This window comes from Dehalococcoidia bacterium (assembly GCA_003597995.1).
GTDB lineage: Bacteria > Chloroflexota > Dehalococcoidia > Dehalococcoidales > UBA1222 > SURF-27.
The window spans coordinates 1-14,245 of the sequence record QZJY01000045.1 but is presented as its reverse complement, the minus strand read 5'-3'; the positions used below and the strand labels follow the sequence as shown (position 1 = coordinate 14,245).

The window sequence follows — 14,245 nt, the reverse complement described above, 5'->3', positions numbered from 1 at the left end:
TTTACGTGCGTAGGGTAGCTTACCCTCGCGTGCCCATTGCTGCCGCACCTCTGGGTCCGTCGGCTCCGCGCCGGTAATGTTGCCGGACATTGCCATGTCGAGCCCGACAGCAAGGAGCGCTGACCCGGTCGACATGCGCGCAATTGCGATGTCACGGCGCGCGCCGCCCGCTTCGATATCCGCGCGCCAACGGCCCACCAGCGGTGCGAGCGGCGTTCTCTCCATCCCGGCCAGGAACATATTGGGTGGGGTGTTTCTGAACGGCATTAATATAGTGCCGATAACGGGAGTCTGGGATACCGTGCTCGCGAACCTGCGGGCCAGGTTGTCCTCGGTGTTGGTGAACGTGTTGTACTCCGCCGATTTTATGCCGGCCAATTTTATGTGTTCCGGCGGGTCCTCCGTCAGCTGCGCTATGCGCGCTGCGAGGCCGTCCGCCTGTATCCGCCCCGCCGACAACTCTTGCATGGCTTGGCGCCGCGCGTGCGCGTGAACTTCACCTCGGTACGCTATCGTCTTGAACAGTTCATCGGCGGCGCCTAGCAGCCGGAATGTGCCGGTGCTCGTGGCGTCGATCACGTTCAGCGTGCGCCCGATTGTTGATTTATTCGCCACATCCCACGCTTCAGCGGACAGCGCGCCGATTTGGCTATCCTCCATTTTACTTACGCCGTAGCCTGTTTTGTTCGTCGCTAGCGCTTTCCACATCGTGCCATACTCGTCGGACGCGGCGCGCATTGCCGCCGGCCCCTGTGCTATGGCGCGCGCCCCTTTTGCTGATATGCGCAGCGCGTCTTTTATTCCTTCAACCTGGCCCGCCCACATTGCCAACGCTTCACCTTTCTCTACGCCACCCCTCGTGTTCAGCGCCACAGATACTCCACGGGCTACAGAGCGCTCCGCGACCTCCATCATTGCCATGGTGGCGCCGCCTAGCGCATTGGCTACGTGTGATGCCGGATTGGTTAGCATCCCGGAAATATACAACTGCTTCACGGCGGCCTTTGTCTTGGCCCACGGAGACTTGGCAACCATCTTCTCAATGCCAGCGTAATTGCCGGTGTCGAGTAGATTCTGGAGCGACTTCACTATCTCTTTGGTGACGCCTTGCCCGCCACTCTGTTCCAACATCGCTTGCATCTGTTGCATGCGAATAGCATCCGCCTTCGCGGATATGCGCAGTGCACCGAGCGCTCGGCCCGCCTCAGTCTTCGCCCCCTCCACTTCCCGCTGGATCATGTGGGCAATAGCTATCATCTTGCGCGTAGCGTACAAATTCGCAGTTGATGGGTTGACGTTCGTCGCGCGAACCACTTCTGCGAGCTTGTCGCCCGCCGATGCCCACAGTGTGCGCAGCGCTGTTAATTCCTCCGCGTTGGCCGCGTCCCCTTTCCCACGCTTGGCGAGTAGGTCCCATGCATCCAACCGACTCGCAGCCAATTCTGTCGTCTTGAAGCTGCGGGTCTTGCGCCCAGCGTTGTCTAGATTTTTAGCCGTTACGTCGGCCAAGTTTTGCAGCACAGTGCGCATATCGTCGGGGCTGTCTACGCGCGCCCAATTTATTTCGTAATGCTCTGCCTGATCATCCAACGGTTTAGCTAAATCAGCGGGCGTGATGCCCTCCGTTTGCCCCATTGCGCTGCGAGCTTTCCTCTTTATAAGGATCTCGTCGGTGTCTAAGTCGCCAAGTACACTAAGGTCTGGCTTCGGCGCATCCTGCGCGGCCTTTACCTCCGCGTCCATCGGTATGGGCGCTTCCTTTGCGGCGGCAGTCTCTAGCTTTGATTTTGCCGCGCGCGCCGCGTGAATCGCTTTGACTCCGGCTACCGCGCCGTCGATGACCGTGGTGGCGACGTGGCCAACGAACACTTCCTCAAACGCGGACTTCAATCTCCCGATGGCCGCGTTGTCTTCTGGGTCAGCTTCCAAGGCTGCGGCGACCGGGTTCGCTAACGCTGGATATTCTTGCACGAGATCCGACAACCGCCGTTCGTGCGGGTCCATTGCCGCGAACCCCGCCAGTGCGCTCTTCGCGGTTATTTGCGTCACCGCGCCGGCACTCTGCATTTTCTTGAAATTACCCAACGCAGCCCCCGCGCCCGCAAATCCTGCGGCGAAACGCGCAATAGCTCTTACCGCGCCGCCTGTGGTGCTGTCCGCTTGTTCAGTCGTCGGCGCGCGTAACTCATTTTCAGCCGGCACGCCAGATTCCCACGACAGGCCATTTTCGTCTAGGCGGAGGGTGCCCAAGTCGAATATGTTCTCGTTGGCCCACTGCGCCGCTTCGTGCGCCATGTCCGACACTTCGTTGACAGCATCTATGACGCCGCCGACAATTTGCACGGGCGTCTCAATGATTCCTTCCGCTACGTCGGTGGCCACTGCGGACACGCTAGGTGGCTCCGATTCCTGCTTCGCTGGTGCCTCACTCTCCGGCGCGGCTGTGTCCTCCGCCCCGAGGGTCAACCCCATCAGCTCCGCGCGCATCACCTCGGCGCGAGCCGCTTCCTCGCGCTCGTATAACTCGGCCGTAGCGTCGTCGTTGTCCGGTGTCAGTTCATTTTGCATTGGGCGCTTGCTCCAGTGTCTTCAAAACCAAATGCCATTGGGACAACAGCTTGAGCTCTTGCCTGTATTCCTGCTCGTCGATCTCTTTTGCCTTGCGCATTGCCTCTGTTTTCTCCACAGCTGCAATTAACGCCGGGCGGAGTTCGTCTTTGTTTTTCGGCCGAGTACGCCCCATGCCGCGAGGGAGTAGATTGGATATCATAAGGTTCTCTGCGGCTACCAGCGTAGCCGAGTAGGCAATACGCTGGAACTCCGCTTCACCCTCCGCCCGCGTGGCGTCCGGGTGCTCCCTATACCACGTGTCCCAAGCTAGCATGGCGTTGGCCGCCATTTGTTTGGCCGCCTCGTTGTCAATCAGCTCACTTGGTTGGGTCCACGCCTCCAAGAATTTCCGGCCGGCGGTGTACAGATTCGGGGGTGTAGCCCCACTCTTCACCTGCTCGACCTCAGAAACCAGCGTGTTGAATAACCCAATATCTATGCGACGCGAGTAAAGCGCCTGTTCTGCTTCGCGGCGCACGTCCTCCCCAGCGCTAGCCCGCAGCCGTAGCGGGCCGTACGTCGCTAGATCAGGCGTCACGGGGGTTGCGCCGGATGCCTCTTCAAGTAAGTACTTATAGGCGCCCTGATCCAAATTGGCGCGGTTTTGCACAACCCACTGCGGGGTTAATTTGCGTTGCGCAATTAGTTCGTATCCCGATTTGGCCGTGGCCTCTTCCATGTCGCGGCGCGCTCTATCCGACTCCGATCGAGCTTTATCAAGCGCGGCCATGGCGGCGGTGACGCGTGCGTTTTCGACATCGTGCGCGGCCTTCAACCACTCAACGCGCTCTTCCGGAGATGTTATTCCAGGGTAATCGTTACCCATTATCCCCAAGGCTACTTTCGCGGGGTCCGCCATTAGACCAGCTTTCACGTCGGCGCGGGACAGTACCTGGTTGTACGTCTGCATCTTCGCGAACCCTTCCGCCGGGCTAAGCGCGCCGGTTGCGGTTGCGCGCGCTATAGCGTCCTGAATGCGGGTGTGAGCCAGAGCGCGCCCGGCGGTGTCAGACGTTGCCGCGATGCCGGCTAGTGCGTCCACGGTGGCGTCCAACTCCGCGCGGGTCTCACCGCGCATACGTTCAGTGGCGTTACTGCGTACGTCGAAACTTGTTTTGAGCGCGGCCTGTGTGAAATCGGATTCATAAAGAGCATACGCCCGGTCGTCGGTCAGCTCGTCCCGGAACCGTTTGTTAATTTGTTTCACTCGGTCCTGGTATATTTGGTAATGCTGCGCGGCCGGGGGTGGCGCGACAAGCTTGCCCTCTTCATCCTGCCATCCATTCTTCAGTTGGAATGCCAGTTCAGATATCTCTTGCGTTGCCCGGGCCGCTGCGCTAGTTGCTTTCGCCACACGTTGTGCTTCGACAGCTTGAGCCGCGCTACGTGTGATATCGTCCGCCGCTTGCGCCAGAGGACCCAGCGAGGGCGCCGCATCAGCGGCAGAAGCGGAGCGACCGCCGACGTAACTGTTGGGGAGTATGCGCGGCATTTTAACCTCGCTTAAGGGCCGTCATTTGAGCCCCGCCAGATAAGATAGCGGACGCCATGTTGATTTTGCCTTGGGTCTTCGCGTTCTTGGCATTCGCCCGATCGAGCTTCGCCGTGTTCGTGAAACCCAACGCCTCTAGTTCGCCTCGGTGGCGCACTGTCAACGCACTTAACTCGTCGAACATGGCCTGACTCGCCAACGCGTCTACAACGGATCCTTCGATGGCCCCCCCGCCCGCCGCCGCCCTGGCCGTCGCTGCACCTAGATTCCTTCGAGCTTCCAGGCGCGCCTCTTCCTCTTGGATCTCGGCGTTCTGTTTCGCCAGCGTCGCGTTTTGTTCCGCTATGGTGGCGTTGTACACGCTTGCCGCCGATGCGGCCTTGGCTTCTTGGCGCGCTGAAAGGACGTTCAACGCCGTACTGCCGACCACAAGAGGCACTACCGCTGCACCCATTATTTAACCCTCGCATAGAGCGCACAGTCGCCACCGTCAACCCGGTAGCCGCGCATACGTTCTGCTTCCAGACTGAAACCCAACAGCCGCGCCCATCTGTGCCCAGCTGCAAACTCACAATCAACCGTCGTCTCGATCCGCCGAACCGGTACGCGGTCCAAGAACGCAGATACGGCGCGGTGTATGTACGTGAAATGGCGGCCGGCGTCTGCTGCGATGAACGACCAACCGAACGCCCGGTTCTGCCATTGGGGCAATATGCCAGCGCACGCAACGATGGCGCCCGCGTCGTCCATTATTGTGTACGAGTCGTACCGCGCCAGAGCATCGGCGTAAGCTTGGGTCACAAACCCGCCCAAATACTGCTGCGCCGGTTGCAGACTCAACGATATTAGGTGCTCCGGCTTGTATGGTACCGTCCTCATGCGTCCGCGACTTCGAGTTGTGCGCCGAGCGCTAAGATCGTAGCCGGTAGCGCGTCGTCTTTCTCTACGTACACAACACCTGCCGAGTTGTATGCGTCTTCGAACGAGGCCACCTTGTCGCCGGTGAACAGCGGTACAGCTGCCGTGAGCGCGTCGTTCGTATCACGAAAGACAAGCTCCTCTACGTGGGTCACGTCCCGCCCTGCCCGCAGACCCACCGTGTTTAGCAAACGCAGCCACAGCCTGTGGATTCGCTTGATTTTAAACTGCGCAGTACCTGTGCCCGTGGGCACTTCCACAGGAAGTGTCTGCATATGGCTTCTATACCCCAGGCCGACTTGGACCTTGGAAGCACTGTACGCCAACGTGATAGCGCCGCTGCTCACGACGCGGTCGGGGTGCGACGCCCCATCTGTCAGCACACGTACTACGTGGCCTTCCAGGTGCTCCAGGCCGCTTATAATTGTGGCGGGCGCACCGTCGTATGTGGCGCCCATATCGACATAAAAAGAGTCCTGTATGCTCGATTCCTCCGTGGCAAACGACTCTAAGTGCGCCGCGTGCCGCGTAGAGCTTCGCTGGGCAATGATCCACAGATCATCCTGCTTGGCCGATGCGTTCGGTATACAAAGAATATCTTCTACGGCGTACTTGAAACCGAGCCCGTTTGGCGACTCAGACAACGGTTGTGCGGCCAAAGCGGCGACACTATGTTGCGGGCTGTATGTGGTACTGACCAAGGTGCCATCTTCCAACAGTGCCCACAGGATGCCAAAAGGCGCTTGCTGCAACGCGAGCTTGCGGATACCGGCTTTGCATAAATGGGCCGCCAGCGTGGTCAGCTCTATTGCGTAAGTGCCTTCTGCGGAAGGCGTTGTTCCCACCTCGTAGATGCCCCTTGTCGATTGTCCGATGAAGATGACGCGCCCTTCGGAATACACTACGTTTGCATTGGCGCTGCCGATGGAACTCAACCGGTCAAGCTTAATCGCGGTGGGTGTCACCGCGCCTTGATCGAGGGACGTGCGGGCCACCCACTCACTACTTACGGTGCCGATCAACAGCCCGCCCGTGGCGCTTCTGGCCCACAGTATCTCGTCCGCCCCTTGTGTGCCGAGCCTGCGCACCAACCCCGAGTCATCCGTAACTGTGTCCGTCCCTTGCGCTGTCGGGGAGAAATTCAAGAAATCCCCTATGACACTTGCCGATATCAAATCCGGCGAATCCACCCCGCCCAGCATCCACATTCGGTGCTCGTGGAAAGCAACGCAAGCGGGGCCGGATGTGGCGGAGTAGTACCCGAGGCGCCAGCGGGTTCTGGCGCCAGTTATCGCGGATCCGGTGGGCCCTACGTTGTACAACGGGCCCACATCAACGACTGTTGTGCTGACTATCGCCGTTATCGCGCACCAATACCAGCCGTTACCCGCGTCGTTTATAAGCCGGATGCAGCGCCCAATGTCGGCGGCAAGGAAGCCGGCGTCATTGTTGATGCCGGTGGTACTAGACGCTGTAACGCGGTTAGTGGACGCCCAAGTAAGCGTTGTCGCGGTCGTGTTCTCCGCCTGATAGGGGCCGTCCTTTAACTCAAAACGCGCATTTCCGTACACCATGTCGAAGGTGTTCCATGACGAAGTGCCGGTCCTAAGCAAGCAGTAGGGTAGCGAGTTCTTAGAGGGCAAAAGCAGTAAGTCACCGTGCTGCGCATATTGCCTTCCTACCAGCTCGCTTTCTGTGAGTGTTGTTACGCCGCCGTGGTCCAAGGTGCGGTCGATCATCACTTTGAAAGCGTTGTCGGAAAAGGCCATGGCGTAGGCTTGTGTCTGACTAAACAAAAACGGGAACAGGGTGTTCTTGCTGGAGGCAATGGCCACGCTGCCGTCCGCTTTTTTAACGAAGCGAAAGCCCGGCCGACGGACAAGCGGACCCTGTTTCAGCGGCACGAAATTAGTGCACTCGGCAAGCCCGGCGACATACTTCTGAACATCCGTGCGGCCGTGCATTAGGGGATCCAGTGCGCCGGCGTTGAATGCGTTTTGAATTACAGTGTGCGTGCTCATAGACGCGCAGTGATCCAAGTGTCCTCGGGTTCTTCGTCCGCAACTTTCTCAAACGCGTTCGCGGTGCGAGCTTCCGACAGCGCCGTTCGATAGTCACGGCGCGCAGCATCGCGCTTGGACGTTGACTGCGTGAGCTTTTCGGCCAGTGTTTCGGCCAGGGCGCACACAACAACATCGGCGAACAGCTCGTCCCACTGACCAACATCAGTTACATCCTTGAGGTACACGAGTTCCAGCGTGTCGGTTTCGCTCGTGAGGATCTTCCGCCCTTCCGTGATCCAGTCGGCGGCCGTGTTTTGGGGAATAGTTCGTATCCAATCCGACGGGAGCGTGAACTGATAGTTGTACCCGAACGCGGGCGCAGTGGAGTCGGGAGCCAACGTGACGCGGGCTCGGGCGAAATTCCAAATGTGTTTGCGCAGTTCTCGGCGCCGAATGTCATCAAAAATACGGCCGCATTCGCGGGCCGCCCGGGTGTTCTCGGTTAGCGAAGTGATAGCTGCTTCGCCCAATAGGGCGAGCGCTCTGTTGCAGACGGAGACCACCGAGGCCATGATCAGCCCTCGGCTCTGCCGGCTTGAATCAGCCGCAGTTTGACTTTTTCAAGAAGCACCGCGACTTCGGCCGGGGTTAGGGTGTCTTTTACCCACACGATAAGATCGAAGGTCATCGCGCCCGTAACCTCAATGCGGATGTCCTCGTACTTCTGCACACGCATGGCTTCGATGTATCTCGAATTAGGCACAGACCCCCCCGGAAGAAGAAGGGGGCGGCGCGTCTAACGCCGCCCAACAGCCCGGGCTTTAACCGCCAGCGAACATGAGTTCCAAAGAGATGGTTCCCGCCGCATCCACACCCGCTGCTGCAAGCGTAACCACTACGTCTGCGTAACCACCTGGATCTTTCGCCAGGCCAATGTGCTCCCACACGCGCTTACCGCCGTTCGCGTGGTCCTTCACGACGTTTGCCGAACCCGCCGCCGACACCGCAAGGCCATCGTTAAGCGCGCTTGCACCGTCCGCTCCGTTGCCATCGACCGCGGCAAAGCCTAAGTTAATGGTAGGTGTGCCAGCACCTGTAGTGAGGTCGTCCCAGTACAGCTTCGAACCAACAAGCACACGTGCGCTAGTCGGGATGCGGGCTAGCTTGTACGTCGAATTCGCGCTATCGGTCGCGCCGACTTCTACCGTGTCAAACGAATACCTGACTTTTCCGGCTTGAAGATCAAACGGTACCTTTTTCGGGGGCGTCGTGTTCGCTACATCGGTCATGTACCGCGAACCGTACAGATTTACAACAGCCATTTTACGTTTCCTCTTTCGTTTCAGCGATTACACGGTGCACTTGATTTCAACGACCTTGCCTTCTTCAAGGCGTGTCGCGCCGAAAGTGCCGTTCAAATACACCTGGGTGGAGTGCGATTTGTCCGCACGCTCGCTGATCTTGGTACTGATGTCGTTCCACTTGCCGAGGTGCATACCCGACTTAGCCCAAGCTGCGAGGCGACGATACCCGCTTCCGTCCGTCTTCAGTCGCTCAGTGTGGATGAAGTTGAATCCCATGAAGGAGGTGATCTTGCCTTCCACCAGAACCGGCTTGTCGTTGTAATCGCGGCTGATTGCCTGCGCTTCCGCCAACATTTCGTCGTGCTCGTCCGCCGAGATGGTGACAAACAGCATATCGGTGTCGATATCAACTTCGTTGGCCATCAAGATTTTCTTGGCCGCTCGCAGTTTTGCCACATTCAACCCGGTGGGGGAACCAGAGCCGACGGTTACGGCTACCACTTGAGTTGAAGGAAACGCGGTGGTTGTGCCGCCATCTTCGCCCGTCTTCGCGTCACCATGAAAAGCCGCGATGATTTCGTCGTCTTTAGCCCTGTTCAACGCGTTTGCGCCGTTCTGCGCGTAGGCACTGGTCGGGTCCGTGATCATACGAAGCTTGTCAACATCATCGACAAGATCCGCCCACTCGTAATCGGCGGGATAAACCCAACGCGCGTCGTGCGGCGTAGAAATCAAAGGAGTGTCGCCGTGGCGAGTAGATTTCTTGCGGGCTGTCACCGCGCCAATCTGGTCAACTACGCGGCCACCTTTACCTACATAAGACTCCGTGGTGACAGCAATTTCTAGCTTGCTGCCTTTCTGTTGAAGCAGCGCTTGAATGGTCGCTTTGTAATCGTTAACGAAAGCGGTTGTAACCTGGAAAGACATACAGTTGCTCCTACCTCATAGATAAACCGAAACATAAGCAGCATTTCGGGCGCTGCGAATCTCCCGGCTTGTCCTCGGTGAGGGGCCTATGTAGTGCCGTCTTTCCGGCCGCCAGCGGGCCTATGCAAGGTTGTCCGCTTAACCCCGTTCCCGCCGCCTTCAGGGGCGGCGGGTTCGGGAGACGTGACGCTTTTAATTTGTGTTACATCACCGTCCATAACATATTCGCACAAAACACGCGCGATTGCAACAACTTCGTGTGGATCTCGCAACGCATGCGACGCGGCCAACCGCTGCGCCAGCTCCATACACCGGACCCGGGCTTCTATCTTGTCCATCATACGGACGCCATCTGAACTAGCCGGGCCTTGCGCTCCATCATTTCGGCGTGGCGGGGATGATTCTTGTCAAGCCACGCTGTCTTGAAATCCTTATCCGACATTAACCGGTCAAGCTCTGCCTTGGCCTCCGCCGGGGACAGCAGCCCGAACCCGCCGCCTTTGTCTCCCCCCTCCTCGAACGTGTCCTCACCCATCTTCGCCCCTACGGTCGCCATGAACTTCATGACTCCGGCGAACCCGATAGCCTGTTGCAGGGTGTCCAATACTTCCGGGGGCACGCCGAACGCGGCGGCAGCCCGTTTAGCCACCCCAACGTTGTGCTCGTACTTGGCGCCCCACTCTTTCTTCAGTGATTCGTGCTCGGCGGCCATTTTATCTGCCATCTCCGCCGCGCGCCGCTCGCTCACTTGCTTTGCGTAAGCTTGGTACTCCCCCGCCAGACTTTTGGCCTGCACGTCCGTCAACCCGGACTTGTGAAATGTGCCGCGCGCCCACTCGGTGAAGCCGCCGTCGTCGCCTTCTGCGGAAATACTGTACTTATCCGGGGATGCAGGCCGGCCCAGACGGTTATACAGTGCTTCCAACTCCTCCGGCTTCGCGTCCTTGCCGGGTAACACCACCGTTCGCCCAGCGCGGTCTGCGCCAATGACCTTTTCTAGATTGCGATAGCTGGTGATAATGTCACTCGGAGCTTTCCACCCTTTATTCTTCGTGTACGCGCCCGTGTCGGGGTCTAGCCCGGCGGACCAATCCGTCGCCGGCGCCGCAGGCGCGGCCGGTGCGGGGCTCGCGCCTGTTGTCTGCGCCGTCTCGTTCGTCGCGCTAGTGCTGGGTGCTGTCTCGGTCGTCATGCTGTCTCCCCTTTAGATGTCATTCGCCGCGCATGTAGAGTTTCCACAACTCTTCGTCGGTCAGTTGCAAATGCTGTTGAATGCGTAGCCACACTTCGCGGCGGCCTTCAAGTACCAGTGTTGCACGATCATTCTCGCCTACCGTCGTTTCGTGTGCCCGGCAAAACTTAGCAAGGTCCTGTAAGACCCTACGACTGTCTTCGCCTGATTTAAACGTCCGGCGGTATGCGTGTCTGCGAGTTGATAAAAAATCACGGACACGGCGGCGCGCTTCGTCGAGCATGTGCTACACCTGCGATTGGGTTTTTATCACTGAGCTGACAGCGGGAGCCGCTTCGATCATTTGCTGTGTTTGTTGGGTTTGCGCCCGTTGCTCACGTAGCGCTTGGATGGATTCGGCCGAGCGCTTCCACCGCTCCGGCACTGCGTTTATCGTCATGATCTCAGGCATTGCGATATCCACATCGATGTGGTCAAACGCCGATGGATCACCGGTCTGAGTGGCGTAGGCCGTCGCAAATTCCATCGCTCGAAACATGCCGGCGGCCTCCTCCGCTTTCTGCGCCCGGCTTAGTGGGCTATCGTACTCAATGGTGTACTCGCCCTGCGCTTCCACGAGTTCTGGCGGCATTTCCGGTAGCAACCCTTGCCGCGCCATGATGTCCAGCTCGCGCTCAATAAGCGGCCCCAACGACTCCGATTGCTGGCGGCCCATCGTCGGTGAAAGCAACGCGCCTTTCTCGCGGGCCCGCTCTAATACTTCCGTTGCCGTCATCTGCGGGGTGTCCACCAGAATTTGGAACAACGTCACTAGAAACGCTTCGTTGATGTCCTGCCGTTCCATTTCCATCATTTGGTGCCCGACGGCAACGTTGCCCGTCGGGAGAATATCCACTAGCCGCTTGCCCTCGGCCGTCATCGCGCCGTGGTTAAGCGCGCCTGGGCGCATGTTGAACGTGCTTATTACCCCGTCGTCCGCCAGGAGTAGTACCGGGTCCACCGCCCTGTGACCCTGTTTTAGCAGCGTCTTTTTCTGCTCGTTTAGCGTCTTGATGGCTGGCAGGGCCAGCATAGCGGGGGACCGGCCGTACACTTCACCTGGCCCGGTCACATACCGCGATATCGGCACCGGGAACGCGTGGTACCCGCCCTCCGACACCACGCTTTGCGTGTCGAGCGCGACGTAGTACGACGCGAACGGCATGCCCTTGTAGTCCATCCGACCGTGTTGCACGTCTTCGCGCGGCATGACAGCGTGCAAGAACTTAAACGGTTTGTCGGGGTCCTTCTCAAAGGCCGACACGATCGCCGGTGGCAGCCTGTCTTTGCCCCAGCGCTGGACGGCCTGGCGCGCTGTGTACTCCAGCGTCCTGAACATTGTGTCCACGATGCCGTCGTGATTCTCCGCGAAAAACACTCGCGCTAGATTCAAAGTGTGATACCGAATCCCTCCGCCGGCCCGCTCGTCCACAAACATCCCGGCGGTACCAAAGGCGCCCAGGCTCATGTACTTTTCGTGCATCTGCGACGCGAAGTTGGCTCGGGGGCTGTACCGCATCGCGAATAGCAACCGCGTGACTTCCTCGAACCACAGTGACACGTTTCTGGACTTCGCCAACACCGGGTCGCTCGGGGTTAGCCGGTGCCATTTACTATTACGAGGCGTCAACATGGACTCCATCGCAGCCGCGAACCGTTCCAGGCCATGCGACGCGGTGGCGTCGAACATCTTACTTGTCCGCTTGTCGCCCTTGGTGTCGTCCGACCCGTCGAACGCGCCGGAGAAGTTCGGCATGACCCGCTCCGCGATTTCCTGCCAATGCGATTCGAGCGTCCCTCTATCGGACTTTAACCGCTCATACCGTTTGATGATTTGCTTCGCGTTGCTCATCCGCCTAGCAACGTCTTAGATGCGAGTCTACCCGCCGGAGACGTGTACCCCCTAAACCCGTTCGAAAAGAAATTACGGTCATTGGTTGGAAACATGTTGCGCACCTTTTTTCCCGCCGCTTCCACGGCGGGTTTGTTTTCCGCAAACGTCGGCGGTGCGGGCGGTGGGGGCGGCTCCGGCAGCTGCGGCGGGTCGATACCCAGCAAGTCATCTGTTATTTTTGATCCCATATCCGGCGCCCTGTGTAGGTTGCACAAACTAAAACAGATTGCGATATTACCAATTCTACACCGAATAAACGTTGTAGTCCACTCCCTCGGCTTGCTGACCTGACCGGGCACGCATCCGCTTTACCTTGAGATTGGGCGCCGCCACCCTAACCGCGAAGGTCAGCGCCAGCGCGTCGCCGTTGTCCGGGCTCGACAAACCCCGATCTACCATTTTCTCCTTGGGCTCGACGACGATCTTATCTCCGTCCGGGCCGGAGAATCCGTACTCGGGGCCGATTAGATCATCGTACAGGTCCTTATCCCCGTCTATCGCGCCGGAATTTAGCCAGTCCCGCATGTCCAACCACATACTGGACCGCATATTGTATGCGTCCCGCCTGTTCACTTTCTTGCCAGCGAACCAGACCTCATTAACCCGGTACCCGAGTTCGCGCAACCTGTCTATGACACCCGAGCCGTTGCCGGCGTCGATGTTCACAGCGTCCGGATTATGTTGGTCGATTAGTTCGGCGATTCGGTACGCCAACTGCATGTTGTCCAGGCCGCGCCACTTCTTCGCCGGTATGCTCCGTGCGTCCCGCCCCTGGCGGAACCGGACGACGGATTCGGCGCTACCGAATCGCGCCACGTCGACGCCCATAATTAAAGGTGCGCCGTTGTCCGCCGGCAGCTCGCGCTGTTGCGCCGCGTCCACGATCTCCACAGGGATTAGCTGTTTGTCGCCCGCCGAGGGGAACTCCCCACGTACGCGGACTTTAAAGAAGTCGGAGTCTTCGCCGTACGTTTCCTGCCATTGCTGGAGGATCTTCTTGTTTGTGATACGTACGGTGCGGCTGTCCACCTTCTGCCGGCGCCACATGCCACGGAACTTGCCCCATATCTCCCTGAAACGACCTGTGTTGCGAGTGGGGTTGCCGAACGCGAACCAGTAGGCTTCGCCGTCCGTCATAGCCCCTTCCGCCACTTCCCATATACTGTCCGGGATTGCGGACGCCTCGTCGAAGATAAGCACCACGGCGGAGCCAGCGTTGTGCAGCCCCGCGAAGCCTTCACTTCGTTCCTCAGACCAGGGGAGCGCGTCGAAGCGCCAAGTCCGTTCGCCGTTTGCTACATCATTGCGCCATATCGCTGTCGCGCTGACCGTGTAGGATTTGCCGTCCAATGCTATGGCGTTCCATTTGGAAAGCTCGGCCCACGTCTTACCCTTTAACTGCGCTTCGGTATTCGCGGTGACCACGCCACGGCAGTTCGGCCGGGTGGCCATCAGCCACTTTATGAGCCACGCCATGCACGCCGACTTGCCGACCCCGTGGCCACTTGCCACGCCGTAGCGGAAAGGGTCCGGGCTCTTGTTGCGCTCGATGGCCTCTAGGTTGTCCAGGATGTGCCGCGTCAGCTCCGCGAACAGCCGTAGGTGCCACTTGTCGGGACCTTCCTTGAAGTTCGCCAGCGGCGTGCCAGGCTGGCCCCAAGGGAAGACATACATCACGTAACCAAGTGGATCGGCGTAGTAGTTGTCGATGTCCCGTTGGACCGATTGTTCCATCTGCCGCCGCCCCGTGATAGTCAACCGTCCTGCGTCTTAGCGCTTTGTCCCCCGAGCCACTTGGCCCAACGTTGCAACCGTTGAAAACCAAGCGGCTCGGGTCTTAGCGCTTTGTCCCCCGAGCCACTTGGC

General features: G+C 59.0%; 14 protein-coding genes. 1 reads left to right on the top strand and 13 read right to left on the bottom strand.

The features are described 5' to 3' along the window. The first annotated feature begins 89 nt into the window (after positions 1–89). The gene (locus C4542_06110; GenBank protein RJO61611.1) at positions 90–260 is read left to right on the top strand and encodes a hypothetical protein; all 171 of its coding nucleotides are present in this window, start codon (positions 90–92) and stop codon (positions 258–260) included. Positions 261–2,557: 2,297 nt separating this feature from the next. Here the strand turns inward: C4542_06110 and C4542_06105 are convergent. The 13 genes from C4542_06105 to C4542_06045 form a co-directional block, all read right to left on the bottom strand. After that, entirely contained in the window at positions 2,558–4,102 is a 1,545-nt protein-coding gene (locus C4542_06105) for a hypothetical protein (GenBank protein ID RJO61610.1), read from the bottom strand. A gap of 1 nt (position 4,103) precedes the next feature. Next, positions 4,104–4,556: a hypothetical protein gene (locus C4542_06100; GenBank protein RJO61609.1), complete on the bottom strand. Its 453-nt coding sequence runs from the start codon at positions 4,554–4,556 to the stop codon at positions 4,104–4,106. Beyond that, positions 4,556–4,981, bottom strand: coding sequence for a GNAT family acetyltransferase (locus C4542_06095; protein ID RJO61608.1), 426 nt, complete (start codon positions 4,979–4,981; stop codon positions 4,556–4,558). The genes C4542_06100 and C4542_06095 overlap by 1 nt, the downstream gene beginning before the upstream one ends. Beyond that, the gene (locus C4542_06090) at positions 4,978–7,041 is read right to left on the bottom strand and encodes a hypothetical protein (GenBank protein ID RJO61607.1); all 2,064 of its coding nucleotides are present in this window, start codon (positions 7,039–7,041) and stop codon (positions 4,978–4,980) included. The genes C4542_06095 and C4542_06090 overlap by 4 nt, the downstream gene beginning before the upstream one ends. Further along, positions 7,038–7,595 carry a hypothetical protein gene (locus C4542_06085; protein ID RJO61606.1) on the bottom strand — a complete coding sequence of 186 codons (558 nt, stop codon included), beginning with the start codon at positions 7,593–7,595 and terminating at the stop codon, positions 7,038–7,040. Before C4542_06085 ends, C4542_06090 begins: the two co-directional genes overlap by 4 nt. A gap of 249 nt (positions 7,596–7,844) precedes the next feature. Beyond that, positions 7,845–8,345, bottom strand: coding sequence for a hypothetical protein (locus C4542_06080; GenBank protein RJO61605.1), 501 nt, complete (start codon positions 8,343–8,345; stop codon positions 7,845–7,847). A gap of 27 nt (positions 8,346–8,372) precedes the next feature. Then, positions 8,373–9,254, bottom strand: a complete 882-nt coding sequence (locus C4542_06075; protein ID RJO61604.1) for a hypothetical protein — start codon at positions 9,252–9,254, stop codon at positions 8,373–8,375. 86 nt (positions 9,255–9,340) lie between these two features. Continuing rightward, the gene (locus tag C4542_06070; protein RJO61603.1) at positions 9,341–9,595 is read right to left on the bottom strand and encodes a hypothetical protein; all 255 of its coding nucleotides are present in this window, start codon (positions 9,593–9,595) and stop codon (positions 9,341–9,343) included. Continuing rightward, positions 9,592–10,446, bottom strand: coding sequence for a hypothetical protein (locus C4542_06065; GenBank protein ID RJO61602.1), 855 nt, complete (start codon positions 10,444–10,446; stop codon positions 9,592–9,594). The genes C4542_06070 and C4542_06065 overlap by 4 nt, the downstream gene beginning before the upstream one ends. A gap of 19 nt (positions 10,447–10,465) precedes the next feature. Next, on the bottom strand, positions 10,466–10,729 hold the full coding sequence (locus C4542_06060; GenBank protein RJO61601.1) for a hypothetical protein: 264 nt from the start codon (positions 10,727–10,729) through the stop codon (positions 10,466–10,468). A gap of 3 nt (positions 10,730–10,732) precedes the next feature. Continuing rightward, positions 10,733–12,337, bottom strand: coding sequence for a phage head-tail adapter protein (locus C4542_06055; protein RJO61600.1), 1,605 nt, complete (start codon positions 12,335–12,337; stop codon positions 10,733–10,735). Then, the gene (locus C4542_06050) at positions 12,334–12,567 is read right to left on the bottom strand and encodes a hypothetical protein (protein ID RJO61599.1); all 234 of its coding nucleotides are present in this window, start codon (positions 12,565–12,567) and stop codon (positions 12,334–12,336) included. The genes C4542_06055 and C4542_06050 overlap by 4 nt, the downstream gene beginning before the upstream one ends. A gap of 55 nt (positions 12,568–12,622) precedes the next feature. Then, a complete protein-coding gene (locus tag C4542_06045; GenBank protein RJO61598.1) occupies positions 12,623–14,113 on the bottom strand; it encodes a terminase in 1,491 nt (496 codons plus the stop codon). Positions 14,114–14,245: the final 132 nt, after the last annotated feature.